Origin of the sequence: Candidatus Desulfosporosinus nitrosoreducens, assembly GCF_030954495.1 — a bacterium.
Classification (GTDB): Bacteria; Bacillota; Desulfitobacteriia; order Desulfitobacteriales; family Desulfitobacteriaceae; genus Desulfosporosinus; species Desulfosporosinus nitrosoreducens.
The window spans coordinates 1-25,850 of sequence record NZ_JAVHUW010000074.1; the positions used below are offsets into that span (position 1 = coordinate 1).

Annotated in this window: 18 protein-coding genes, 1 pseudogene and 2 CRISPR repeat arrays; of the genes and pseudogenes, 3 read left to right on the forward strand and 16 right to left on the reverse strand. The window is 43.8% G+C overall.

Translation table 11 applies throughout. The features are described from left to right. Nucleotides 1–9 precede the first annotated feature (9 nt). A CRISPR array of direct repeats spans nt 10–374; the repeat unit is 32 nt; unit sequence ATTTCAATCCACGCTCTCGCGTGGAGAGCGAC. A gap of 168 nt (nt 375–542) precedes the next feature. Next, a pseudogene (locus tag REC12_RS21780) lies at nt 543–623 on the reverse strand (CRISPR-associated endonuclease Cas2); the annotation flags it as partial. A gap of 772 nt (nt 624–1,395) precedes the next feature. On the opposite strand from REC12_RS21780, the gene REC12_RS21785 reads away from it, so the two are divergent. Beyond that, nucleotides 1,396–3,036: a glutamate synthase-related protein gene (locus REC12_RS21785; protein ID WP_308897920.1), complete on the forward strand. Its 1,641-nt coding sequence runs from the start codon at nt 1,396–1,398 to the stop codon at nt 3,034–3,036. A gap of 439 nt (nt 3,037–3,475) precedes the next feature. Here the strand turns inward: REC12_RS21785 and REC12_RS21790 are convergent, their stop codons facing one another. The 8 genes from REC12_RS21790 to REC12_RS21825 all read right to left on the reverse strand — a co-directional run bounded on the left by REC12_RS21790 (nt 3,476) and on the right by REC12_RS21825 (nt 13,151). Continuing rightward, a complete protein-coding gene (locus tag REC12_RS21790; RefSeq protein ID WP_308897922.1) occupies nt 3,476–4,780 on the reverse strand; it encodes a (Fe-S)-binding protein in 1,305 nt (434 codons plus the stop codon). A gap of 2 nt (nt 4,781–4,782) precedes the next feature. Beyond that, on the reverse strand, nt 4,783–6,171 hold the full coding sequence (locus REC12_RS21795; RefSeq protein WP_308897923.1) for an FAD-binding oxidoreductase: 1,389 nt from the start codon (nt 6,169–6,171) through the stop codon (nt 4,783–4,785). A gap of 194 nt (nt 6,172–6,365) precedes the next feature. Continuing rightward, nucleotides 6,366–7,484, reverse strand: coding sequence for a 2-hydroxyacyl-CoA dehydratase subunit D (locus REC12_RS21800; protein WP_308897924.1), 1,119 nt, complete (start codon nt 7,482–7,484; stop codon nt 6,366–6,368). Beyond that, on the reverse strand, nt 7,477–8,745 hold the full coding sequence (locus REC12_RS21805) for a 2-hydroxyacyl-CoA dehydratase subunit D (protein ID WP_308897925.1): 1,269 nt from the start codon (nt 8,743–8,745) through the stop codon (nt 7,477–7,479). Before REC12_RS21805 ends, REC12_RS21800 begins: the two co-directional genes overlap by 8 nt. Nucleotides 8,746–8,763: 18 nt before the next feature. Then, entirely contained in the window at nt 8,764–9,549 is a 786-nt protein-coding gene (locus REC12_RS21810; protein ID WP_308897926.1) for an acyl-CoA dehydratase activase, read from the reverse strand. A 19-nt stretch (nt 9,550–9,568) separates the two neighbouring features. Beyond that, nucleotides 9,569–11,122: an acyl CoA:acetate/3-ketoacid CoA transferase gene (locus REC12_RS21815; protein ID WP_308897927.1), complete on the reverse strand. Its 1,554-nt coding sequence runs from the start codon at nt 11,120–11,122 to the stop codon at nt 9,569–9,571. Nucleotides 11,123–11,705: 583 nt separating this feature from the next. Then, the gene (locus tag REC12_RS21820; RefSeq protein ID WP_308897928.1) at nt 11,706–11,888 is read right to left on the reverse strand and encodes a hypothetical protein; all 183 of its coding nucleotides are present in this window, start codon (nt 11,886–11,888) and stop codon (nt 11,706–11,708) included. Between the two features lie 114 nt (nt 11,889–12,002). Beyond that, nucleotides 12,003–13,151 carry an acyl-CoA dehydrogenase family protein gene (locus REC12_RS21825; protein WP_308897929.1) on the reverse strand — a complete coding sequence of 383 codons (1,149 nt, stop codon included), beginning with the start codon at nt 13,149–13,151 and terminating at the stop codon, nt 12,003–12,005. Nucleotides 13,152–14,101: 950 nt separating this feature from the next. Here REC12_RS21825 and REC12_RS21830 point away from each other — a divergent pair. Then, a complete protein-coding gene (locus REC12_RS21830; protein WP_308897930.1) occupies nt 14,102–14,506 on the forward strand; it encodes a MarR family winged helix-turn-helix transcriptional regulator in 405 nt (134 codons plus the stop codon). 649 nt (nt 14,507–15,155) lie between these two features. After that, a complete protein-coding gene (locus tag REC12_RS21835) occupies nt 15,156–15,590 on the forward strand; it encodes a thioesterase family protein (RefSeq protein WP_308897931.1) in 435 nt (144 codons plus the stop codon). 492 nt (nt 15,591–16,082) lie between these two features. Continuing rightward, a CRISPR array of direct repeats spans nt 16,083–17,642; the repeat unit is 32 nt; unit sequence ATTTCAATCCACGCTCTCGCGTAGAGAGCGAC. Between the two features lie 168 nt (nt 17,643–17,810). On the opposite strand, the gene cas2 is transcribed toward REC12_RS21835, so the two are convergent. Genes cas2 through cas5 form a run of 7 tightly spaced genes read right to left on the reverse strand, consistent with a single transcriptional unit; the run spans nt 17,811 to nt 25,705 of the window. Next, nucleotides 17,811–18,101: a CRISPR-associated endonuclease Cas2 gene (cas2, locus tag REC12_RS21840; protein ID WP_308897939.1), complete on the reverse strand. Its 291-nt coding sequence runs from the start codon at nt 18,099–18,101 to the stop codon at nt 17,811–17,813. A 10-nt stretch (nt 18,102–18,111) separates the two neighbouring features. Beyond that, entirely contained in the window at nt 18,112–19,143 is a 1,032-nt protein-coding gene (gene cas1c, locus REC12_RS21845; RefSeq protein WP_308897932.1) for a type I-C CRISPR-associated endonuclease Cas1c, read from the reverse strand. Beyond that, nucleotides 19,140–19,811: a CRISPR-associated protein Cas4 gene (cas4, locus tag REC12_RS21850; RefSeq protein ID WP_308897933.1), complete on the reverse strand. Its 672-nt coding sequence runs from the start codon at nt 19,809–19,811 to the stop codon at nt 19,140–19,142. Before cas4 ends, cas1c begins: the two co-directional genes overlap by 4 nt. Before the next feature lie 31 nt (nt 19,812–19,842). Further along, nucleotides 19,843–21,981 carry a CRISPR-associated endonuclease Cas3'' gene (locus REC12_RS21855; protein WP_308897934.1) on the reverse strand — a complete coding sequence of 713 codons (2,139 nt, stop codon included), beginning with the start codon at nt 21,979–21,981 and terminating at the stop codon, nt 19,843–19,845. A 50-nt stretch (nt 21,982–22,031) separates the two neighbouring features. Beyond that, complete coding sequence (locus tag REC12_RS21860) at nt 22,032–22,916, reverse strand: type I CRISPR-associated protein Cas7 (protein WP_308897936.1); 885 nt, start codon at nt 22,914–22,916, stop codon at nt 22,032–22,034. Continuing rightward, on the reverse strand, nt 22,906–25,041 hold the full coding sequence (locus tag REC12_RS21865; protein WP_308897937.1) for a hypothetical protein: 2,136 nt from the start codon (nt 25,039–25,041) through the stop codon (nt 22,906–22,908). The genes REC12_RS21860 and REC12_RS21865 overlap by 11 nt, the downstream gene beginning before the upstream one ends. Then, a complete protein-coding gene (gene cas5 / locus REC12_RS21870; protein WP_308897938.1) occupies nt 25,031–25,705 on the reverse strand; it encodes a CRISPR-associated protein Cas5 in 675 nt (224 codons plus the stop codon). Before cas5 ends, REC12_RS21865 begins: the two co-directional genes overlap by 11 nt. Nucleotides 25,706–25,850: the final 145 nt, after the last annotated feature.

The following is a 25,850-nucleotide window of genomic DNA, read 5'->3' on the forward strand; positions in this document are numbered from 1 at the left end:
TCCAGTTCGATTTCAATCCACGCTCTCGCGTGGAGAGCGACGACGTTTGACAATGATGGCCGAGAAGGCTTCGAAAAATTTCAATCCACGCTCTCGCGTGGAGAGCGACAGGAAGTAATTCAGCTTAATAAGCCCACGTGCAGTATTTCAATCCACGCTCTCGCGTGGAGAGCGACACGCCGGAGGATGCGACGGCAATGATCTGCGCTATTTCAATCCACGCTCTCGCGTGGAGAGCGACCTCTTTTAGGTCATGCACTTTCTGAATCATGTTGCTATTTCAATCCACGCTCTCGCGTGGAGAGCGACCAAGCATGATGCGGACGCGGCAAGAGGTCTTGAATTTCAATCCACGCTCTCGCGTGGAGAGCGACAGCAAAAACTATGAAAAACTATCTTTTAATATATAAATTTCATTTGTTTTATTCCATTTTTTACAAAATAAACCACTGACCTCTTATATATTCTACACATATCAACAAATTCTTTTTTATTTCACGGTGCGAATCCTCCAGGGATTTTATGTTCGCTTCACATTCGCACTAAATAATTAAAGTATCCTCAACATCAAAAGAAGCCTTTGCGCCTATATGCTCAACCCTACTTTTGTAATTACTCCCCAGGAAGTCACATAGAGCGTACTCAATAATTTTATCATTCATCAACCTCAATTTCCACAATAGTCTTCTTCATATAGGCCAGAGACGATGGATTTTAAACAAAATCGCTCCCCGTTATCGACTTTTCTTTATCCAACGCTTTGTTAAGATCCAGCGTAACAGTCCTGCCGATTCCCTCACAAGTCTTGCACATTCCATTTAGGGCATTAAACTTCAGACTAATATTCTTTAAAGTTATTGGCACGTGCACCTATTATTTAGACATACTCATGTTTCATATTCGTCTCCTTATAGAGCTTATTGTCAAAACCTAACAATATTCATTTCTTTATTATAACTAAATCCCACTTCTTTCCGCGTATATGTATTTTTAGGTGCAAAGTGTACAGAATTGTTGCGACTTACATTTTATTAAACAGCTAGGAAATCGTTTTTTGCGCACTCTGATTGGCAGTTTGTTCGGAGTGGGCAATGGGCGCAAACCGGATGCTTTTATTTGCAGCATACACAGAAATCGGTCTAAACATAGCCGCCCTTACCTATTATTGCGGTCCCGTGATCGTCATAATTCTTTCCCAGGTTATGTTCAGGGAAAAAATGACAAGCGCCAAGCTCTGCGGATAAGCAAAAGGAAAAACCTGTGCTATGCAACAAGCAAAACAGTAACTTGTGTATTGTATACAAGTCTTGATTATATGTAATTCTTTATATAAAAATGATATTATGAAATAAATAGTAATATAGAATGAATGAATATAGAGGAGTGTTTTTAATAATGTTTCAATGGCCAAAGTCGAATGATGTTTTAGGATCTGTAAACCGGGGGAATCCGGGCGAATCTGGCTTATGCACTTTATGTCGAGCTGATTGCCAAGGAAAATGTGAGAACTGGATGTCTAGCCTTAAAGGGAGAAAAATGCTTTACCCAAGAGATTTCGGTACTGTAACTGCGGGAAGTGCTAATACCACCCATGTTGGCGTAAACTACAATGCCCTTCGGATTCAGGGCTACAATTATGGCGCTTTTGGATTGCCTGGCCAATTGTCCAATAGTGCTGATGATTGCATCTTCCCCAATGTCAGCACAGAAACTGAATTTGGTAGCCGGGTTAAAACTAAAATTAAGGTCCCTTTCATGACCGGGGCTTTGGGCTCAACCTTTATCGCTGCAAAATATTGGGATTCCTTCGCGATTGGGGCTGCGCTCGTCGGATTTCCCATTGTTATTGGAGAAAACGTCGTTGGAGTTGATAAACAATCTGTTATCGAAAATGGCAAAATTGTCAAAGCACCTGAACTGGATCGTCGAATTCAAACATTTTTAAACTATTACGATGGTTACGGGGCCATCATCGTTCAGATGAATGTTGAAGATACCCGCAACGGGGTTGCTGAATACATTATTGAAAAGTATGGTAACGATGTTATTCTTGAACTTAAATGGGGACAAGGGGCCAAGGATATTGGCGGAGAGATTCAGGTAACCAATTTGGACTACGCTCTGTTCCTGAAAAATAGAGGGTATGTTGTAGATCCTGATCCAACTAAACCTGAAGTTCAGGCGGCTTTTAAGGCCGGCGCACTGAAATCCTTTGCACGTCATAGCCGCTTAGGATATACTAATCTTTCTAATTACGAAGAAGTCCGGGCCAATTTCATGAAATCGATTGACTATCTAAGAGGTCTTGGTTATCAACGTATTTCTTTAAAAACAGGATCTTATGGAATGGAAGCATTGGCTGCCGCCATAAAATTAGCAAGCGACGCTCAACTAGACCTTTTAACAATTGACGGCTCCGGTGGTGGAACAGGGATGAGCCCCTGGAATATGATGGAGACTTGGGGCGTTCCTTCAATCCTCCTTCATTCTAAAGCCCACGAATACGCCAGTATTTTAGCAGCCAAAGGACAAAAAGTTGTTGATATGGCGTTTGCCGGTGGGTTAGCCAGAGAGGACCATATCTTTAAAGCCTTAGCTTTGGGCGCACCATTCACCAAGTTAGTCTGTATGGGACGAGGCGTGATGATTCCTGCTTTTGTTGGGGCGAACATTGAAGGCGTTCTTCATCCTGAACGTAAAGCTCAATTGAACGGCAACTGGGACACCCTGCCAAAGACTGTTCTGGAATACGGCAAGACAGCGGAAGAAATATTTGCCGGGTACTATGACATCCAAAATAAGCTTGGTGCAGACGCCATGAAGAAAATCCCTTACGGAGCAATCGCGGTATGGACTTTAGCGGACAAGCTCGCTGGCGGATTGCAGCAGTTTATGGCTGGAGCACGCAAATTCTCCTTGAGTCAAATAGCCAGAACTGACATTTCCTCTGCTAATCGCGAAACTGAAAGGGAAACAGGCATTGCCTTTATCACGGATTATCAAGATGAATTTGCTAAGAAGATTCTAAATGCTTAACAAACCCTGGTTCTCTTCAATCACAGTCGTTGCGCTTTCAAGTGCACGGCTGTTTTTTATTGAAAGCGGTCAAGCGGTTTTGCTGTTTCGCATGTAGCTATCAAGAGCGCTAAAAGGGTTGCCATCTGTTGCGCAATCGATTTTCCGGATATTTGACAATTCCCTTGCCTAAGGGATTTTCCTTCAATCCCCGCTCCCTCGCAGGGAGCGACTTTCATAAAGCTCAAAGCGATATTGCGCTTGACACAGGCCCATCAAGGCCGGACTGACCCGCTATAGCCAAAAACGACAATGCCCTCCAGATTAGGCAGAAGAACTCAAGGCCTCTACATCATCCTTCAAAATCACAAAATTTTCTCCATCAACTTAGGCAAAACAAAACCTGATATTCTTACAAAAAACATGGAAACACTTATTTAAAGCGTTTCCATCATGCCAACTATTTAGAACGTTTCAGTTCTTTCTTACCGGCTCGATAAGACTCAGCCAGGATTTGCACAGTATGCAATACTTCTTCGTCAAATCCGGCATTTTCGACCCCGCTTTGCAGCTGCAGCCGGCAAGCCGGACAACCCGTTGCTACGGTATCCGTCTGGGTCGTCCGGATATCCGCTGTTTTACGATCAGAAATCTGTCCGGAGAGATCCGGGTGTATAAGACTGAATGATCCGGCCATGCCACAACAGCGGCCTGGCTCTTTCATTTCAATCAATTCCACACCGGGAATGCTTTTTAAAATCTCCCGCGGTTCCTTACTGATCCCCTGTCCCCGGTTTAAGTGACAAGGTTCATGATAGGTCACTTTACGCGCTACCCGGCCCAACTCTTCTTTCTTAAAGGGCACTCGATGAATCAGAAACTCAGAAATGTCATAGGATTTTTTAGCCCATTGATCCGCCAGGGCTTTAAGTTCGTGATCATTTTCCAGCAGCTCGCCGAAAACATGCTTCCAGGCAGTGCCGCCTGAAGAACAGGCGACAACTAAGGCATCCGCCCCCACTCTCTCAAAGGCCTGCAAATTGCGTTTAGCCAAAGTCCGTGCTGAATCCACATCCCCATTGACCGAGGCTGGGATACCGCAACAAGCCTGAGACTTAGGAATGACCACTTCGATGTCATTTTCCCTAAGCACCTCGATCACCGCTCTGCCGATGTCGGTGTAAAAATAGTTGATCATGCAGCCCGTAAAGAACCCGACTCTCAGCTTGGGGTTTTTAACCTTGATCACTTCAGGGAACTCGGAACGCAGGGTCTTCTTAGACAACATGGGAAAGACTTTCTCTTTACCTATCCCCACATCCACGCGCATACGCGCTAATTTGCTGTGCCGATTCGGGATGTTTTTTAAGGCAACACCCTGGAAGATACTGCCCGCCTTCATCCCGAAATCAAACACCCGCTGCATCTTCAAGGCAGTAAAGGCAATTTTTTTGGCCCGCTGCAACCCTTTTTTGCGGACGGCTTCCGCTCTTGCCGCCAGAATAATTTTATCAAACCGAACCCCACATGGACAGTTGGAGTTACAAGCCATACAGGTCGTACAAAGGGAAAAACGATCCCCCATTCCCTTCGTCATCTCTGCTTCGCCCGAGAGAATGTATTCCGCTAAACTAATCTTTCCTCTGGCAACCCCGACTTCTTGGTGTGTTTCCTTGTAAATGGGACATACCGCCATGCAATTGCCGCATTTCATACATTTATGGAGTTCTTCGGTAATCGAATCCAGTGAATCATATACGGACACGATCAGTCCCTCCTTACAATCTTCCCAGGGTTCAGCAAATAGTTGGGGTCCAGGGCTTCTTTAAGGCGCCGCAAAGCCGCCACACCTGCTTCTCCAAATTCCCGGTCCAGATATTTCATTTTGGCGATACCAATCCCATGTTCACCGGAAAGGGTTCCGCCCAGGGCCAAGGCCGTTTCGAAAATCTCGTCCACGGCCAGGTGCACTCGTTTCATTTCTTCTGCTTCCCGTTCATCGGTTAAAATAGTGGGATGCAGATTTCCGTCTCCGGCATGGCCAAAGGTAGCAATTTGCAGATTGTGTTTTGTGGCAATACTGCGGATGGCTTTAAGCATATCCGGAATTTTACTCCGGGGAACGGTGGCATCTTCCAGTACGGTGGTCGGCCGTTTTTGAGCGAGAGCAGGCAGGGCGCTGCGGCGAGCCAACCACAAAAGGTCGCGCTCTTTATCATCTTTAGCTATCTTTACCTGAACGGCTCCTTCATCGTTCAAAATTTGTTCCACCAAAACAGCCTCACGTTGGACAACTTCCTTGTAGCCGTCCACTTCACATAAAAGGACCGCTTCCGCGTCCATGGGAAGTCCCGCATGCACAAAGTTTTCCACGGTTTGAATTGTCACATTATCCAAAATCTCCAGTGTCGCCGGAATAATTTTATTGCGAATAATGGCGGCGATGGCCCCCCCGGCTTTATCAAGGTCGTCAAAGACCGCTAAAAGGCTCTTATGGGCTTCCGGCGCCGGAATGAGTTTGACAATTATCTCCGTGATAATCCCCAAGGTTCCTTCAGCTCCGGTAAAGAGAGCCACTAAATCATACCCTGTCACGTTCTTGACCGTTTTTCCTCCCCAGCGAATGACTTCTCCGTTCGCCAAGACAATTTGCAAGCCCATAATATAATGTTTGGTTACACCATATTTCAGGCCGCGCAATCCACCCGAACACTCCGAAACCGAGCCGCCCATAGTTGCTGTGGTGACGGTACCGGGGTCCGGCGGATACAATAAGCCGTATTTTGCCGCTTCATCATTGAGAGTCTGAATGATCACCCCAGGTTGAACTGTTGCCGTTAAATTATCCTGGTCTACCTCCAGAATTTTATTGAAGTTGAGCATGGAGAGAACGATACCCCCGGCAATGGGAATCGTTCCCCCACTGAGGTTCGTTCCGGAACCACGTGTATAAATAGGGACATGGTAACGCATGGCGATTTTCACCACATCTGCCACCTGTTCTGTCGTTAGAGGTGCAACCACAACATCTGGCTTATGATGTTTCATCGCCGCAGTTGCGTCATAAGCATAGGTCAATAAGTCTTCCTGCTCTGTGAGGACATTATCACGACCGAGCACTCGAATAAGTTCTTCCAAGACTTCACGAGCTAACATCCTTATACCTCCTTTATAACGCTTCGAATATGGCACGCCTGTCAGACCACTTAATCTCAATATTAAGAGAAGCTTCAAGCAGTAAAATTCCCTGCTGAATAAGCAAAGCGGGAAGGGGCGCAAATACTACCTCTTCCCAAAAGTCAGGCTACAAACAACAAGAGCTATAACTTAAGGTTCTATTCACTTAGAAATTACAGCATTTCGCCGAAACTTTGAACTCTGGTTTTAGTCTGTTCAAAGGAGGTTGGTTCCAGGTCAATTTCTATAAATAAGCTCTTAATTCCGGCTTCTTCAAACTGTCTATAGTAGATAGGATAGTCAAATTCTTCAGGGTCACAGAACTTCATCATGCAAACTACAACGGCATCGGCCTTAGACGCTTTAACCATATCTATCAGCATGGGACCTCTTGGTTTTTTCGTATCGACAGCCAGAGAACAGCCGTCGAATTCCTGCCACCATTTAGCCAAACGATAGAGTGGGTCTGTACCTGAGGGAACATCATTTCTGAACAGTCTGGATTCCTGGGCCAGGTCATCTGCCACAACAGCAAAACCGTTATCTTTTAAAATGTCCAATACTTCATTGGGTTCAGCCATAATGCCTGTTAAAACAACCCTTTTGCCAGTAAAGGCTTCCACAGGCAACGCTTTAAGCTCGGCATTCAATTCTTTAACCAGAGCGGTATGTTTGGATTTTTCCATGAAAAATCTTGCTTTGATAACCGCATGACGGTTTTTGGGATCAATAATCTGAGGATAATTAGCGGCTATGTCCGTAAATTCACGCATGACTTTACGATTTTCGTTATAAATGTCAATGCTCTTGTTAAGTGCCTCATCTGTAATCTTAACATTTAATATCTCTTCCAGTTTTTCACGCACAAGCCGGTATTCTTCAGCCAGAAACTTATTGGCTGCTTCCAGTTTTCTGTTTTGAGGATGAGTCATTACGATGACAGGGGATGTCCCTTTCCATTTTTGGCTGAGACATTTTAAAGTGTCACAAGGAACGGGGAAAAGTATCGCTTTTAAATCATCATAGACCCCTTCAAGCTGCATTTCCACCACGGATTGCATAATTGAACAAGCAAAGGGAGGTAAATAGGCCCGGGCTTTGGAAATGCTTTTTTGTCCTCCCCAAATGCCTACGGGCAGAAAACCTGCGGCATGAATTATTTCTTCAGGAGCATAATAAGGCATAACCCCAACCGACCCTTTGCCGGTTTCTTGCTTATAATCTTCCATAGCCTTGCGGGGATTACTGGCAATGGAAGATAATTCACTGATAATCGTTTCAATTCTACTCATTGGAAACGCCCTCCTTATTCTGCTTCATCATTTCATCTAAGGCCTGGATACGTGTATCAAACTGGGCAGGAGCAAAGTTACGCGGATCAGTTTGGTCTCCGTCAAAGCTGACATAGGGTAGATGATTTTCTTTTTGGAGTATATCAGCAGTTTCGACATTGAGAAGACTCATGAGCTTACAGCTTCTGTTCTGATGATAAATAACACCGTCACACTTTCCGCCGCTGATGATGTCGCTAAGCACCTTAACTTTGTTATCGAGACAAGTATTGATATAAATTCTGGTATAAGCTTCCGCCATGGAACTCATATCCCCAGGTGTATAGGTGAGATTCCAGAGACCGGGATAGGCTGAACCGGTCATGATATTGCCAAGATTTTTCAAACCTTTAAAGGTATGGCCCAGGTGTGGCCACACAGCTATACCCTCCCAGGTGATACGCTTTTGTTCATTGCCTTTAAAGGCGTAGACACCATTTTTGAGGTTTTCTTCAAGTTCATCAGCAAACTTTTTAAAGGTGATTTCCGCGTAGTCTCTGCTTCTGGCACAAACGATCAGGGCCATATAGTTGAAAAGATCAAACCCATTCAAAGGAGATGGTTTATGTCCCGACAAAGAAGCAATTCTGTTCCATTGGGCAACAGAACGTTGGGTTTGTTCCTGTACCTTCAAAAATTTGTCGTAGTCGAATTTTTTGCCGCAAATTTCCTCCAGCTGAGCAATAGCCTCCTTAAACTGTTCCGCAATATAGTCCTTAGCATACTGGGGAATGGGCATGGTATGGTTAAAGGGAACATCAATGACGATGCAGGGAATATTTAATTCAACGGCAAGATTCTCGTACCACTTAAGCAGGGTGTTGCAAATGTTGTTGCAGGTGATGACAAAATCGGGCAGAGGTATTCTGGCCGCCGGGGATTTTTCAAGCTTTTCCGGTGTTTTTCCTGTTAAAGCCTCTTGTTTTAAAAGTTCCATATAACCCATATTGACTCTTGCATAAGAGCAAGTATCCAGGTTATAGCCTTTTTCATCGGCAACTTCCAGCACATCTAAGGCACCTTTTTTGGCCCCAATACCCGCGGCATGGGTTTCAGGATAGATCATCGCCACATCCATAGCCACACAAAACTCCGAAGGAGCAACCGACGCGGACCAACAAACAAGTTTTCCTTCTTTTTTGGCCCGTCTTGCTTCTTCATACAATTCTTCCTGATAGAACCCCAACAATTCTTTGGCACTCATATTTGTTGTATCAGTCATTTCTCATACCTCTTTCCTTTATTTATTAGCTTCCATAACTTCTTCGAAGGCAAATATGGCAGCTCCAAGGGCCGCTGTAATTTGGGGATTAGGAGCTACAATGACTGATTTTTTCAGTTCTTTGCTGATTGCTCTGACAACCCCTAAGTCTTTGGCGACACCTCCGCACATCACAATGTCCTCTTCCACCCCGCATCGATAGGCAAGTCCACAGGCTTTGCTGGCAACTGACTGGTGAACTCCGGCAATAATGTTTTCTTTAGCCACTCCGTTGGCAAGCTGAGATATTACCTCAGATTCGGCAAAAACTGTGCAAGTGCTGCTGACCGTGGCAGGTTCCGTTGCCCGGGCATCGTATTCCGCCATTTCATCAAGATCAACTTCCAGTACTCGTGACATCACATCGAGAAAACGTCCTGTTCCGGCGGCACATTTATCATTCATAAAAAACTGCTTAACGCAGCCTTTACTGTCAAGTTTAATGGCCTTAACATCCTGACCGCCGATATCAATAATTATTTTTGCTGAAGGGACTAAAAAGAAAACTCCCTTAGCCTGACAACTGATTTCGCTGATTTGTTTGTCTGCTTCTTCCACAGACAATCTTCCGTAACCTGTAGCAATAATTTTAGCCATGTCTTGCAATGTAAGACCTGTTTTGGTAAGAGCTTCATCCAGTACCCGTTTAGGTCCTGTCGAACCCGTTCCAATCTGAATAACTTCTCCGGCGATCATCTTAACTCCATCTTCAAGTATTACAACTTTTGAGGATGAGGACCCAATATCAATCCCCATTGTAAACATCGGCTAATCTCCCTTTTGCTTATTTTTTCAAGTTCATTTTTTCTTCACTAAAAAGCCTGGAGTCCATAATCTTAACGTTTTTATCGATCGTAGGGACAAAGTCCATTAAATCGATAATTTGTGTTTGAATATCAATTCCGGGAGCAACTTCTATTAAGTTAAGTCCCTCTTCTTTTAATTCAAATACAGCTCTTTCTGTAATATATAAAACAGGTTGTTTGGTTTTAATGGCATATTTTCCGCTGAATGTAACCTGTTCAACTTGTTTAATAAATTTTCTTTGTCTGCCTTCTTGTTCTATGATTAACTTGCCATCTTCAATTTTTTCCTTTAAGCCTCCCGCTGTAAATGTACCGCAGAAGAATACTTTTTTGGCATTTTGGGTGATGTTGATGAAACCACCGCAGCCCGGTATTTTGGGACCAAATCTGCTGACATTAATGTTGCCCTGTTCATCACATTCAGCTAAGCCTAAAAATGCCATGTCCAGACCGCCGCCATCATAAAAATCAAACTGACTGTTTTGATCAATAATAGCGTCAGGATTTAAAGTCGCACCAAATCTGGCTCCACCTTGAGGGCTGCCTCCAATGGCACCTGATTCAACTGTTAAGGTCATATAACTGGCAATTCCTTCTTCACTGGCAACTTGAGCAACATACTCAGGTGTTCCTACGCCTAAATTAACGACGGTATCCTCTACCAATTCCATAGCCGCTCTTCTGCCAAGAACTTTTTTAATCGTCAATGGGGTCATTTCCACATGACCTTCAGGTGCTCTTACTGCCCCGCAAAGTGCTGGATTATATTCAAGTCCGACACTTTGTTCATGGTCTTTCATATCAGCTACTACCACAGCATGAACATAAATGCCAGGTATTTGTACCAATCTGGGGTCTAAAGTACCGCCTTTTACAACCTTTTCCACTTGAACAATGACTTTTCCGCCATTATTTATTACTGCCTGTGCTATAGATGTAACCTCAATAGTAGCTACTTCTTTTTCCAGGGTTACATTACCATACTCATCCGCATAAGTACCTCTCAGGAAGGCGATATCTATAGGAAATGCTTTGTAGAAAAGCTTTTCTTCATTGCCGATTTTTATAACTTCTACTAAATCTTCTGTCGTCCTGGCGTTTATTTTACCTCCGCCATTTCTTGGATCAACAAAAGTACCCAAGCCAACATGGGTGATGGAACCAGGCCTATGACCCGCAGCATCTCTGATAATATATTCCAAAGCACCTTGAGGTAAGTTATAACCTTCACATTTATTAGCCAGACACAGTTCGCCTAGCTTTGGAGCAGTATTTAAATGACCTGCTATGACTCTTTTAACCAAACCTTCGTGAGCAAAATGATCACCGCCTGAGCCGTTCCTGTTGCCTTGTGATGCCGGATAAAACAAAGTTATATTTTGAGGATAGCCAGTCTCTAAGAATTTCTTTTCCATAGCCTTATAAAGCGCTTCTGGAAGACTATTTCCAACAAATCCACTTGTACAAAGAGTGTCCCCATCTTTAACTAAATCAACAGCCTCTTCTGCTGTCAGAATAATAACCTTCTTCATACTATGCTCCTCCTCCAATGTTATCCTCAGCGACTTAACCTGCCCCGCAATTTGCGGGGCATTTGATAAGGATATTCCGCTTATTAAGTTACAGTGAACAGTCATGATTCCGTTAAATTCAAAAGTGGTTGGACTACTTAAACCGTATAAAAGCTAACACAGAACTTCCAGGCTTTTCTCTGTTGTTTACACTTCATCACGTCATGATTAAAGGCATTTGGCCGGCCGGAAGGATCTGAGATTAGAGTAGTCAAGCAATTTTCAAATGCAGAGACCCATCTGAATACCAAAATATTACTTAGAAAAATCTTCTCAATAAGTTAATATAATATTTGAAAAACAATTGCTTTAAGTATGCGACCAGTCTGTTATTGATAAGTACTCAGAAGGGTCAATTTTCTGTTTTAAGGCAACTATAAACATGATGTGATATTCGTCCCTGTCCTAATATGTAACTGAGAAAAAATGCTTTAATTTCACTTACAGGTGATACTAGGAGCGTAATAACAGCGACGTTATGGGGACGTGTATTCATTCACTTGCTGCCTTAGAATTCATGTTGCCAACTATTTGGCAAGTTTTCTTAAAAATAGTCCTCTGCATAAAGGCTTATGAATCCACAATTTAAACAAACAAACTTTATTATCTTGTGACTTTGTGTACTAGCAACCGCTTCACTATTCTCAATAAAAGTGAACTCTTTATCTTTTGTTATGATATCCACTTGTTTTATTTGTCCAGAATGACAAGCAATACACTCTTTCATTCATTCTCTCCTCTCAACTTAAGGACATCACTCCATAAACCGTCGGTAGAGTCTATTTCCTTCTTCATCATTGCAACCTCGAATTTAAGGAAATCTCATGACTCAAAATGAAGATTATTTAAAAATAGCGCCCGCAATAATCATTCTCATGATTTGGTTTGTTCCTTCATAGATCTGAGTTATCTTAGCATCTCTCATCATTCTTTCAACATGATAATCCTTCATGTAGCCATTTCCACCAAGCATCTGCACGCATTCTACCGTTACATGCATGGCTGCATCCGTACAAGCCATTTTGGCCTTAGCTGCTGAAACCGAATAAGGTCTTCCTGCTTGTTTATCAAGAACTCCTTTATACAATAAGTACTTAGCTTGTTCAATTTCAATTTCTAATTCAGCCATTTTAAATGCCAAATACTGGTTTTTATATAAAGGCTTGCCAAACTGGATTCTATCTTGCAAATATTGTTTCGCTATGTCAAAGGCTCCTTCGGCAAGACCAAGTCCTTGTGCCGCGACTCCGAATCTCCCGCCATCAAGAGTTTTCATTGCTATGCCAAAGCCTTTTCCCTCTTGTCCTACTAAGTTTTCAGCCGGAACAATACAGTCGTCAAAAAGCAGTTCTGAAACTTGAGTAGCTCTTATCCCACATTTGTTTTCAATAGTGCCTATGGAAAATCCCGGGAAACTTTTTTCAACAATAAACGCTGATAATCCTTTTGTTCCTTGACTTATGTCCGTTGAAGCAAATACTAAGAAGGTCTCTGACAGCGGGCCATTGGTAATGAAGCATTTGGAACCATTTAATACATAGTGATCCCCATCTTTTTTAGCTGTGGTTCTTACACCCCCTGCATCTGAGCCCGCATTTGGCTCAGTTAAGCCGAAAGAGCCAAATTTCTTTCCCGAACATAGATCCGGAAGATATTTTTTCTTTTGTTCCTCTGAAGCGTTTTGATATATTCCGCCCATGCAGAGAGAGGTACTTACTGAATATGAGATACCAACGGCACTATGCACCTTGGAAATTTCTTCTACGGCTAAAATGTAGGATAAATAATCCCCGTCGGAACCACCATATTCTGATGAGAACGGTAAGCCCAGCAAACCCATCTCACCCATCTTTTTATATAGATCCACAGGAAATATACTATTTTGGTCGCTCTCAAATACGATAGGTTTCAGTTCCTTTTGTGCAAATAATCTTGCCGTGTTCATAATCATTTCTTGTTCTTCCGATAAAGCAAAAGCATTAACATCCATTTCAATTGCCTCCTCCTAAATTTTAAAACAGCCTCTCGGCATTCTCTGAGGTGGTCGGGACAAGGGTTTCCTTGAACCAACTTTATTGCAGTCCTCCTACTTTTAGTGGGAGGATATTTGTTTTTATCGAGCTAAACGGAAATTCACGTGGAATACATAGTTCTTCGCTGTGCTTGTAAACGGCTAATAACACCCGACTTTCTCAAAACGTCCTCATAATTGAGTGTCAAGGGAACTAATTTCCTTTAATTACAAAATATGGAATGTCACTTTGAAACCTATACTAATTTCTCAAAAAACGTATCAAAATTCCGTTCTCCTACCTCTCCGCGAGCATTATTCCGGCAAGATCTTCACCGTCGCCCATAATGACTGGCCTTTACTTAAATATAGGTTCACTTGACGTTTCCATAGCGCATACTAAGATCCCATATCACCCCCCCTAAATTCTCTTTTTACTAAATAATTCAAAAGCTTTTGATAATTAAATATTACTTGCTAGCAAGTAATTTGTCAACAAGCAAACATGTATAAATATTGTATTTCAGACTCAAAGTTCCTTCCAAGGAAATTGCATGTTAAATTAGCCAAATTAAGCTGCTACCTACACTATGCACGTCTCTTTTGAGGCCTATCAAACTCCAGTAGATAGTCCTGGAGTTATAATAAAGACTTCAGAGAATACTGAATGACCCTCTTGGGGCTTATTTGTCGCAGTGTAACTCAGGTACCAGACAGATTCAGCTTCATACAGCGGTGTTCTGGCGGAGGTTTAGGTTTAGCTAATTGTCGATTATTGCTTGTATGATTCTGAAACGGGACAATCTTGGATTTTTATCTATCTTTAAAAAAAATCATACTTTAGCTCTACACTTTGTAAACTTAATTGACAAGATTAATAAGTTTGAAATATAGTGTTTATATAACTAAAAAATAGAGGTGCAGTAATTATGGAAATGACGGAATGTATTAATTTCTTACTAACTCAGGCACAACAAAAAGTTTTTAAATATTTAAAATCAGAACTTGAACCGTTTAACGTAACGCCTGTGCAATATGGAGTATTACAATGTCTTTGGGATGAGGGCAGTCAAAACCCCAAGCAAATTGGGAATGTTTTGGGTTTAGATAGTTCAACTATCACTGGAATCCTTGATCGATTGGAAAATAAAGCATTGATTATGAGGAATACTTATACAGGAGATCGGCGAACCATTAAAGTTGAATTAACTGAAGAGGGGTCCAAATTGCGCGAGCCAATAGGTAAAATTATTGAAGAAGTAAATATAGAGGTCTTAAAAGAATTCAGTTCAGAAGAAAAAAGGCAATTAAGGGAGTATTTAGAGCGAATTTAGACTAAAATCATAAAGGAAAGGCTGCCGAAAGCTTATTTTTTTTAACAGGTTATTTTGTTAGCAAATTATTTGTTAGCAAGTATTCTGCTAATTAACTACAACAAAATCAATAATATTGGCACTATATAAGAGCAGAATTGCAATCTTATTACGGTTGTCTACTTGAGCGTAAAAGGCCTGAATATTTTGACACGTTACGGAACTGTCCACTGTGTTCGCTGAGCCAGGGAGGGATTCCAGCGTCAAATTGGTCCCAATCAAAGGTTAAACTTATGGTTAAGGCACTTATGAGAGAGTTACGTGAGGTAAGAGCAGTAAAAAAGCCATCCTATGTGCTTTCTATTGCGCCTTAGCAAATCGCATGCCCATCTCAAACGCTTTTTCATAATCAGGGGGGAATTGTGCCGAACTCCTTAGGTGGACAAAAAAAATTTCCCAGGCTTAAGCCCAGGAAGGTTTCTACGCTGAACGCATTGTTACGTTTTGCTTTTTTATTCATAATATTCTTAAATTAATGAATTATTTCACATTGAAGGAAGTAGACAGAACGTATAGAATACTCAACGCTATAGCAAGCTCTTGACCTACTAGAAGACTTTACTAAAAGAATACTCCGATATATTTACTTTGAATTAAGAAGGTGTATCAAATGAAAAATACTTTACAACCCGGTTTGTATTATGAGTTTAAGTTTACTGTTCCAGAAAACAAAACTGTTCCTTATCTTTACCCTGAAGCGGAAGAATTCCAAGCAATGCCTAAAGTATTTGGAACGGGATTTATGGTGGGTTTATTTGAATGGGCATGTATTAAAGCTATCAATCCTCATTTGGATTGGCCTAATGAACAAAGCGTTGGAACCGATGTTAAATTAAGCCACCTTGCCGCTACACCGCCAGGTTTAACTGTTACAGTTAAACTACGGTTAGAAAAGATCGAAGGTAAAAAATTATTGTTTCATGTAGAAGCCTATGATGGGGTAGACCGAATTTCTGAAGGTACTCATGAGAGATTCATCATTGATGCGGCTAAGTTTAATGAGAAGGTAAAGAGGAAATCAGAGATTAAAAGCGTAACTGAGTAAGAAGCCCGAACGTCAAACCAATTCCTGAAGTTCCTATATTCACCTATGCTGACACTGGTGTGGCAATACCCCATAAAATGGCGGTATTACCGAACCAGTGTCGCAAATGTTTTAGATAATTGGTTTGAAGTTGATTTTTAGAGAAAGAAATTTTATTAAAAGACAGGAACTTTTACCTAAAGTTAATTATGAGTTTAACCTAATTTAGATCCGGCCAGGCTTGTCAGGATTGCTCAGATTCTGATTGGGATATTGAGTGGAAAATGGTAAGATTCTGGTCGTCTACTGGAGAAAAAAGGGATGAGTTTAGCAAACCCTAAATTAGGCAATAAGAAACGGCTCCCGTTGCAGCGGGAGCCGTTTCTTATTGCATGCTCCTGTGTAGGGAGCGACGATCGGGTAGCTGGTGGAGCTCGACGTAAGCTATTTCAGGTTAATTCTCTCGCGTGGAGAGCGACGAGAAAGGGCAGCAGCTCATAGACCACTGATTCAATTTCAATCCACGCTCTCGCGTAGAGAGCGACCAAGACTTCTTGGACCAAAGCAAACGGTCGGTCCAAATTTCAATCCACGCTCTCGCGTAGAGAGCGACTGTCAATGACGCTGGCTTGGTAGCTATTTTTAAATTTCAATCCACGCTCTCGCGTAGAGAGCGACCAAATGTAAGAATAGGAAGTTCAATTGTTAGTGGCATTTCAATCCACGCTCTCGCGTAGAGAGCGACCTTACAGAGGGGTCAATATTTCCCATTAATTTAGGATTTCAATCCACGCTCTCGCGTAGAGAGCGACCCAGTCCAATGCTTCAGGCGTCAACAATTGCGGCTATTTCAATCCACGCTCTCGCGTAGAGAGCGACATAAATGCAATGAGTGGCTGGATGATGCAGACAATTTCAATCCACGCTCTCGCGTAGAGAGCGACAACAGACGCAAGGGCTAAAGAGCAGCTTAACACCGATTTCAATCCACGCTCTCGCGTAGAGAGCGACCATCATCATTGGCGGACACAAAAGATGGCAGGCCCATTTCAATCCACGCTCTCGCGTAGAGAGCGACGAATCAGGAGCCATTTTGATTCAAGGCAAATTCATATTTCAATCCACGCTCTCGCGTAGAGAGCGACTTAAAGAATATATTGAGTAGTTTCCATGCTACTATTTCAATCCACGCTCTCGCGTAGAGAGCGACTCGCGAATTCGACTTCTCAATAGGACTATACTTAATTTCAATCCACGCTCTCGCGTAGAGAGCGACGGAAAATGAATTTGACCAACTCTTTACTCCTATATTTCAATCCACGCTCTCGCGTAGAGAGCGACAATGATCCGCCTTTATTTAAGGATTTCTTATGGTATTTCAATCCACGCTCTCGCGTAGAGAGCGACCCGCTCTGCCGCATGGAAGGAGACCGAACAAATCAATTTCAATCCACGCTCTCGCGTAGAGAGCGACAACATGTATACGTTTTGTAAACATGATAATCACTATTTCAATCCACGCTCTCGCGTAGAGAGCGACATCTAATGTCGGCGCAGTTTGACAATGATGGCCGAATTTCAATCCACGCTCTCGCGTAGAGAGCGACGATGATTCAGCAATTTATAAGCAAATTACCAAAATTTCAATCCACGCTCTCGCGTAGAGAGCGACCAGCGACGCATTCCCCGGCCGGATTATGCTCTGCTGATTTCAATCCACGCTCTCGCGTAGAGAGCGACTTAGGGCATTTACTTTTTGGGAGCAAAAGAAAAATTTCAATCCACGCTCTCGCGTAGAGAGCGACGTAACAAAAAACATAGTGTCACCATATTCGTGATATTTCAATCCACGCTCTCGCGTAGAGAGCGACAATTGGCCTATTTAATTGGCCAAATGTCATCGGTAATTTCAATCCACGCTCTCGCGTAGAGAGCGACTGCTGGGTCTTCTGCCTTTTTATACAGCCAGTTTGAATTTCAATCCACGCTCTCGCGTAGAGAGCGACTTCCTCCCGAATGGATTGCAGCAGGGTTTCTGCCTATTTCAATCCACGCTCTCGCGTAGAGAGCGACTGCAAAAACCAAGAAAAACTATCTTTTACATAGATAAATTCTATTCATTCTATTCTATTTTTACAAAATACGCCATTTTCCTTTTGCGTTTTCTGTACATTTCTACAAATATCCTCATATCTCGCGGTGCGAATCCCCCAGGGATTTTATGTTCGCTTCACATTCGCACTAAATAATCAAAGTATCCTCAACATCAAAGGAAGCCTTGGCGCCTATATGCTCAACCTTATTCTTGTAATTATTCCCCAGCAAATAAAACCTCAAGCTGTCCTTCTCCGTATCAATAATTTGCTCCAGCTTATGCTGGACCTCGCGGAATTTAGCCGCATCCAGCACGCATTCAAAAACTGAATTCTGGACACGTTGCCCATAATTCACACATTGCTTGGCAACGTGACGCAGCCGCTTTCTCCCTGCCGCCGTTTGAGTATTGACGTCATACGTGATAAGCACTAAAATAACCTCTCACCTACTTCCACATAAAGGCCGGGTACCCGTCCAAATCCCCCCGGATAAACCGGGCCAGCAACATGGCCTGGGCATAAGGCACCAACCCCCATTCCATTTTTTCCTGCAGAAAGGGATGCCTGATCTCCTCCTGTTTCCTGCTTTGCCAAGCCTTAAGAACAGCTTTTCGCGTTTCATCATCCATAATGACCGCTCCGTTTTCCATCCGGGTAAAACCGCTGCCATTGATTTCTTTTTTATTAATTAAAGAAATAACAAACCGGTCCGCGTAAACGGCCCGCAGCTCTTCCATCAGATCCAAAGCCAGGGAAATCCTCCCCGGCCTGTCCCGGTGCAGAAATCCCACATAAGGGTCCAGACCAACGGTTTCCAAGGCCGCCGCGGCGTCATGGGCCAAAAGAGTGTAGACAAAGGAAAGCAAGGCGTTAACATTATCCAGGGGAGGACGTTTATTCCGGACCTTAAAATAAAAATCATCCTTTTGCTGAAGAATCAAATCGTCCAATACCCGAAAATACTGGGCTGCCGCTTCTCCTTCAACTCCCCGTAACTGTTCCAAATCCTGGCTTTCTTCAACCATCTTCAAAGCGTTGGCCAGGGTTTGACAGACTCCTTTCAATTTATCTACATCCAACCTGGCCCCATGATCCCTGGTTGCCCGCTCCACCACCCAGCGGGCGTTATATATTTTTCCCAAGATAAAGGATTGGGCAATTTTATGGCTCTTCGCCGCATCCTCGGATAGCCTGTATTGAGTCTTGCGCAGGGTAACATTACCCCTGACTTCGCCGACAACCCTGCTCAAGAATTTCCCGCTGGGCTTCATAAAGCTTAAGGCAATATTGCGCTGGGCGCAGGCGCCCATCAGAGCCGGACTGGCGCCGGTGTAGCCAAAGGCAATAATCCCCTCCAGATTATGCAGGGGAACTCTTAGCGCCTCTGCCTCATCCTTTAAAATCACAATATTTTCGCCGTCCAGAGATAAATACGTGTTGGGCGACGTCACATAAAGAGTATTCAATAATTTTCTCATTGATCAACCTCTATTTCCGCAACAGCCTTTTTCATATAGGCCAGAGCCGACGGATTTTTACACAACTTAGGCAGGCAAAGCTCACTGAGGGAACAGGCCTTGCAGCCTTTGGTCGGCTTTACTTTAGGCGTGTACCTGCGGTCGTACAGTTCATGCATTTCCCGGCAAATAGCCCTAACCTGTTCCCGGATCTCTTCATCAAGCGGCACTTTAAGCCTGCGTTTGGGTTCCCCATAAAACAGAAACCCTTCAGGTATATCACACAAGAGCATTTCTTCCAGGCAGATAGCCTGAGCGCACAATTGCAGGACATCCGCATTGCCCTGCTTAGGCTTGCCTCGTTTATACTCCACGGGAACGGGTATGTAGGTTCCCTCCCGGCCATAGAGAGTGACTCCGCCCCGGGACTTGTGGAATTCCACCACATCACAAGCCCCGGTAATCCCTAAGGTACGGGAAAAGATCCCCATGCCCCGGGATATGATCAAATCTCCCCTCTTTTCTTTGATGGTATTGTCGTGGGTTTTCTCGTGCAGGATTCCGCCCTCAATTGTGCGCAAATTTTCCTGCCACTGCTGTTCGATGTGGATTAAAGCCCACTGGCGCTTGCAAAAGACAAAGTGCTGTATCCCGGACAGCAACAGGAAATCTTCCTCATCATATTCCATTAAAAACCTCCAGACTCAATCCTTCCAAGAATCAAATGATGATTGCTTCTCCTCTATATTTTTTTAACTTCACAATACCGGCCATATAGCCAAGAAAACCGTCATATTCGAGATTCCACCTGTATATACGATCCATGATCAAAGGCGTTCTCAATTCGTCCAACTTATATTTAGCAATTTGAACCGAGACCTTTTGCAGTACTTGCCAATCAACTTTTCCGTATTGCAAACGCTTTGCCACAGCCGAGTCAACAACGACAAGACGGGTATCACTGTCAATTACCTTGAAATTCCGTTCCACTTGAGGAAACCTCTGCAATTTCTCATCGATAACCAAGTCTTTATGTTTTCTAGATAGTCCATATAAGACGATTTCATCAGCAAGGGATTGTGTACTCAATTCCGGTGCAATGGTTCTGCCCCCTTCAAAATACCCTTTAAGAACAGTGGCAGGGTCCTTTAAACCCGGATTGAGTTTTAACATTCCGTCTTCCAAAATACAGAATGTCCACATCTCAGCATCATCAAGGAGTCCTTCCCGATTGACACGCCCCGAAGCTTGCAGCAACGATACCAGTGATCCGAGCTCGCGGAATCCATTTCTGAAAGATAGGTCTACGCCGGCTTCAATACACGACGTTGCAACCAGAGTCCAGTGGGTGTCCTCTTTATCAGCCAAGCGTTCTTTAACTCGTTCAAGTGTGTTCTCCCGATCGTTTGCGGTCAAAGCCGTAGACAAATGCTCCACACACCCACGGCCAAAGTGTTTCGAAAAATAGTCCGCTAATACGGCGGCGCTTTGAACCGTGTTCAAGATAACCAGTCTCGGTCCCGGAAACTTGCTGATCCACTTAGCAAGCTCCGCTGTGCTTTGAGGGGATAAATCACAATGATAAGAAATCCGATTGTTTTCATAGACCGCAAGGCGTCTGCGCAGTCCATCAGCGATGATTTCCGGTACAGAGGGGGAATTTTCGCTGCCGGCAATTTCCGGAATTGTCCAGAATCGATTCAGTGAACCGGAGGCTAGAACCCAATAGCAACTCCATTCCACAGCATAAATGTTGATCCACTTCCAGGCAATAGGCAGAAGTTTGGCCGGCAAGGTAGCATGGGATTCATCCACAAAAACGGCACTGCCGGGCAATTCGTGCAAGCGGCGCAAAGTTGAGGTAGAATTCGAGGCCAGCGTTTCAAAAAAAGCAACTGCCGTTGTCACAATAATGGGTGCCCGCCAAAGGGCGGTCAAGTGTCTGGCATCTTCGCTTTCAAAGTCCGCCCGGTGGTGCAGCTCCGCTACAACTTCCTCAGCTTTTTCCCCCGGCAAAACGAGCATTCTCCGATAGGTATCAACGGATTGTTTAATGATATTCGTAAAAGGCAATACAACGAAGATACGCCGCAGTCCGCGCTTTTCCGCTTGGGCAAGCAAATGAGCCATAACCGCCGTCGTCTTTCCGGAGCCAACCGGGCTATCACAGGAGGTTATACCAACCTCAATGTCGGCGTTTCGACACGCTAAATACATCTCATTGCGTAAAGCATTCCGATCATCGTCGGCTCCTTTTTGTTTTAACTCCGCAATATGCCGATCTAACTTAGCTAGCCGCTCGGCGGCACGCAATTGAACAGGACTCATTTCAGCCGGATACTTCCGGTAATGAATCGCCGTATCGGTGTGGTCCGCATCAACGAGGCATGATAAGATCATCCGCAGGAAAACCGAATGATCTCCTTTGATTTCTTCCTCACCGTACTCAAACTGACTATCAATAAGGCTATTGTGGATGGCTTCAAGTTCCGGCAGCTCTCTATCCACCTCAGAAGCAATGGAACTATCCCTAAAAATTGCCTCATTACCTTTATTCATTTCTGCTGTAAAGTCAGGAAAGCCTTTGTGGTGAGCCTGAATTACAACAGCGGAGAAAGCGGAAAAGTGTTCGCTATTCAGAAAATAAGCCGCTCCCGCGTCCCAATGATGTACCGGAAGTTTTTCAGCCAGGTTTTTCCCTGCAAGCACATCCTGATTTTCTTTATTTAGCTTGCCCAAATCATGAAGTGTGGAGGTTTTTTCTGTGATCTCTGACAGCAGTGTTTTGTCACAGTTTGCATAGCAGCTAATATCCTGCACATATTCCTGGGCAAGGGACTTTACACCACGAATATGCACCGAGTACTCCTGCTCAGGAATATCGTCTTTTTTACTGTGCGCGTAATAAATCATACCAGCATCAAGTCGCTTACGGAGCTCACCTTGGCCTGCAATTCCTCCGGCAGAGCGGCCTTATCTTCATAGTCGTTCCAGCTCGTCGACGCAATAGTCCCATCGCCAATTCGCTTTGGAGTGAGCGCTTCTAAAAGGAGATAATCCGGGCAACTGCCAAGGGCATTCAGATGCTCAATATACCAGGCATGGCGAATACGCACATCGGTGCGAATGGCGGAACGGTTCAAATCATAAGCTCTGGGAATTAAAAGCTTAAGCAAGTCAATATCTTCCTGGGTACACCCTGTCTTGCCTGCATAATTGGGATTCACAAAAAACGGCATACAATAAACGCCGTGTTCTACAATGCGGAAGGCCAAAGGTGCCATTCCGGCATTTTTGCCCTCTTGGACACCGGCCTTATTCGTATTGGTGTGGCGAATGATATTGACTGGGGAAATCGACGTACCTACACCGAACTGAACAACACCTGTTTTAATAAATCCTTTATTCGCTCCTTCTTCCAAAAAAGTGTTACCGAACACTCTGGCATCCCAATATCTTTTTACAAAGGTACTCTCCAGAAAGCTCTTCTGATCAAAGTTTTTAATGTCTTCTGACATCTCGCTTTGAATGGACTTCCTGTCACGCCCGCGCGATTCCAATATGCAATAATGATCCGAGTTCTTAACATAAAACTCCGGAAGACTCTGATAAAACACACTATCGTGGTCCCCCGCTAAATCGCGCAGCTTGCGTTTGAAGGAAACAGGTGAAATTTCCCCCAGGCCATTGGGACGTTGGCGGGGATCGCTCTCCCTGTCCGGGTCCCCATTTGCATTTGAGTTTACAACTTCAATCACCAAAAGGCCGGTTGCGCGCTTAATTTCACTGTTCATGATTATCTCCTCCTGCATTATTATCATTATCGTTGTCATCAGCGACTGCTGCTACTGAAGACTCTCTTTTGGGAAAGGATGCCAGATAGCCAATAAAAAGCTGTGCCTTTTCAATATCAGTAAATCGTGTTGAGCCCGTCACTGTCACTTTCAGTTTATTAGCCGCATCTTCATACAAATTGAGATACCAGCGTGCTCTCCAACTCTCTTCATTTTTTGTTAAAATATTTTTGAAACGATATTGTTTGGCCCAGGTTATATAGGGATTCATACGAAGAGACAATTGGGCCATCGCCTGATAGGGCGTTTCACCGGCTGTTGTAAACAGGGCACTGCCCGCCAGTTGCGGAGGAACATCCCCGCTTCGCACAACTTTACAGTACAAGGTATGCAGTTCGTCGGATATTTTCAAGAGCTGTCCGACCAAATAAGCCATATTTTCCATGTAGTTCTCCTTTCTATCACTCCGTTTATAAAGCAGCAGCCCAAGGAAAGACAACAGAAGAACTGTTTCATTTTTTAATCTCTCTAAGGTTTTCTCCTCTTTCTTGTCCTTGCATTTTGAACCACCGTGCATCCAATTGCCCATATAGCTTACCAGCCCGGATGAATGGTTAAGTACGGTATGAAGGTAATTGCCGATCATACTTTCCTGCATAAGGTCAAGCAGCAATTCCATGCCCTGATAATATTTCATTCGCTCAACGTCAGTCTTGCCTTGGGCCAGTTCCCCGTTTTGCTTCCAGACATTGTTGACGATGCGAGCCACTTGCAACGGAAAAGGAGTTTTGCGCTCACCTAACTCTGTTTCAGGCGTATTCCAACAACCGGCTTTCCAATCCTCCGCCGCCTTGATGAGCTGATCCGGTGAGCAGTTGCGGGTAAATATCACCTTGGAGCGGGCTTTATCCAATTTACGGATTGTGAAAATTTGAATAAAATCCGGCTTGTCCTTTGCCGGAAGACCTCTGAGCGTCCTAATAAAGTCTTGAGCGATGTTTTCAAAACGCGCTTCCGCCTGGTCGGAACTATCTGCTTGCCTGGAACCGAGAATTGAAGCAAATCTTGGCGGAGTTTCCTGCAACTTGGAAGGATAAACAAATACGATTTCGTTCTTATCGATTTTTCGCCAGGTGACGCCCTCTCGCTCCATGCCGGCAACCCATTCCAGTGATTTTTTGGCAAGAGAACGATTTTCCATAGCGATGGGATAGGAGGCATCATCTATCTGCTCATAACGATACTGGCAAGGCTGTCCATTAAACATGGAACGTAAGGTTACCTCAAAGCCGTTGAGTTTCACGCTTGGCATAGGTTCATTGGGATTAATAAAGGGAATCCCAAAGGCGTCACTCCCAGAACCCTCAGGCTGTTTAGATGCACTTAGCAAGCTGGATTCCAATAACCTATCGTTGATCCACTCGGTAGTGTGCTGGCTTGTTACGGGATACCCATACTGTCGCCAGTCAAATAAATCCAGAACAACTGAAATTGACACACCAGTGTCATCGTTATGATTTTTTTTAGGGTCGCCTTTATGGAATAGCATGGCAAGCAAAAGATCTATGTCCTCTTGTTTTTGGAGCTTGGCAAAAACGCATTTTTCCAGTGCGGACTTAAAGCTTTTATCCGACCCGTTCTTGAAACCGGACGCTAAACGAATTAATTCTGAAACGAGGATTCGTTCAGGCTGTTCTTGATTTCCAATTAAATCCGAAAGGGTCTGGGGAATATTATGTAAGCTTCTCTCGATTTTTTTGACAATACTTTCTTTCCAATTGTCATTGACGCACCATGATTTAATTTTTTCAAAATCGGGGGGGACAGTACCTTTTTCAATCTGCTCCAGCTCGGAAAGCTGGTTTTCATTGGTGATGCGGTATAGGGGAACAATATTGAAAGCGGGAAAGGTTCCTTGATTGTTCCCGTATTTTCTCAGCGACTGGGCAAGCTCTGTACTTATGCTCTCAAATCCACAGATCGAGCCGTCCTGGGCAAGCCATATACGTATACAGAGTGCTTTGGCAGTAACTTTGGGCAAGGGCTTATATTCCCTATGCCATTCCTTGGTGCTAATCCCTTTATTTTTTAAAGCAGTAGATAAACTATACAGTTCATTGAGCATAGTTTTTACTCCTTTTCGGATACTCCAGCACGCCGTTTTGAATGACAAGGTTATTGTCGTATACATAGGAAACCGGGGAGGCATATCCTTTGGCAAAAACCTGTCTCAGCATCGATGGTATGATTACGGGGTGCGCACCGGACAGTACCTGTGTCGTGCCCCGAAATTCACCAAAATAGGAGGGGGTAAATTCTTTCCACCCCAAGGTCGGAAGGGAATAGCACTGACCTCGTTTGAGTCTTCTTTCAAAAATACTTTGATAAGCATGGCCGGGTGAGGTCGTTTTTTTATCCCATTGCACAGCCCTTTCCGGCAATCTGCTTTTTTCTTTAGTGGGAACAACTTCTGCGTACATTCTATAACAAACGTCAATTAACACAGTGGCATACAACTGATAATTATTTCCCTCTTTAATCGATTTGGGATTTCGCAGAGGTCCTCCATAGTTGGTGCAATAAGAGTGGTATTGTATGGGCGCACACAACTCCACTTTTGTGGGAATTATTTCTACATCCGGTCCCCATAAGACCGATTCAAAAATGGCCTTGACCGCAGAATAGGTTGGAGCTGGATAGCTAACCGGACAGTCACCGCTATCCGGTCTTGTCCACATTGCGGTGTTGCCGGCTATCTCCATGGCAACAGGATAAGATAATCGAACCATGAACATCCTCCCTATATAAATTTGATTTTTCTTGGTTTTCCTCTTGTTTTCATAGAATTGCTAATTCACCAAAAGAACTTATCAAGGATAGAACTTGCATAGAATGCTTAATTCAGAGAAATTGAGTAGGGCAAAGCCAACGTCT

Coding starts and splice junctions, on each gene's coding strand:
- REC12_RS21800 (WP_308897924.1), bottom strand. CDS start 7,484: ATGAGTAGAATTGAAACGATTATCAGTGAATTATCTTCCATTGCCAGT.
- REC12_RS21810 (WP_308897926.1), bottom strand. CDS start 9,549: ATGTTTACAATGGGGATTGATATTGGGTCCTCATCCTCAAAAGTTGTA.
- cas1c (WP_308897932.1), bottom strand. CDS start 19,143: ATGAGAAAATTATTGAATACTCTTTATGTGACGTCGCCCAACACGTAT.
- REC12_RS21825 (WP_308897929.1), bottom strand. CDS start 13,151: ATGGATGTTAATGCTTTTGCTTTATCGGAAGAACAAGAAATGATTATG.
- REC12_RS21815 (WP_308897927.1), bottom strand. CDS start 11,122: ATGAAGAAGGTTATTATTCTGACAGCAGAAGAGGCTGTTGATTTAGTT.
- REC12_RS21860 (WP_308897936.1), bottom strand. CDS start 22,916: ATGAACAGTGAAATTAAGCGCGCAACCGGCCTTTTGGTGATTGAAGTT.
- REC12_RS21820 (WP_308897928.1), bottom strand. CDS start 11,888: ATGAAAGAGTGTATTGCTTGTCATTCTGGACAAATAAAACAAGTGGAT.
- REC12_RS21805 (WP_308897925.1), bottom strand. CDS start 8,745: ATGACTGATACAACAAATATGAGTGCCAAAGAATTGTTGGGGTTCTAT.
- cas5 (WP_308897938.1), bottom strand. CDS start 25,705: ATGGTTCGATTATCTTATCCTGTTGCCATGGAGATAGCCGGCAACACC.
- REC12_RS21785 (WP_308897920.1), top strand. CDS start 1,396: ATGTTTCAATGGCCAAAGTCGAATGATGTTTTAGGATCTGTAAACCGG.
- REC12_RS21830 (WP_308897930.1), top strand. CDS start 14,102: ATGGAAATGACGGAATGTATTAATTTCTTACTAACTCAGGCACAACAA.
- REC12_RS21795 (WP_308897923.1), bottom strand. CDS start 6,171: ATGTTAGCTCGTGAAGTCTTGGAAGAACTTATTCGAGTGCTCGGTCGT.
- cas4 (WP_308897933.1), bottom strand. CDS start 19,811: ATGGAATATGATGAGGAAGATTTCCTGTTGCTGTCCGGGATACAGCAC.
- REC12_RS21835 (WP_308897931.1), top strand. CDS start 15,156: ATGAAAAATACTTTACAACCCGGTTTGTATTATGAGTTTAAGTTTACT.
- REC12_RS21865 (WP_308897937.1), bottom strand. CDS start 25,041: ATGCTCAATGAACTGTATAGTTTATCTACTGCTTTAAAAAATAAAGGG.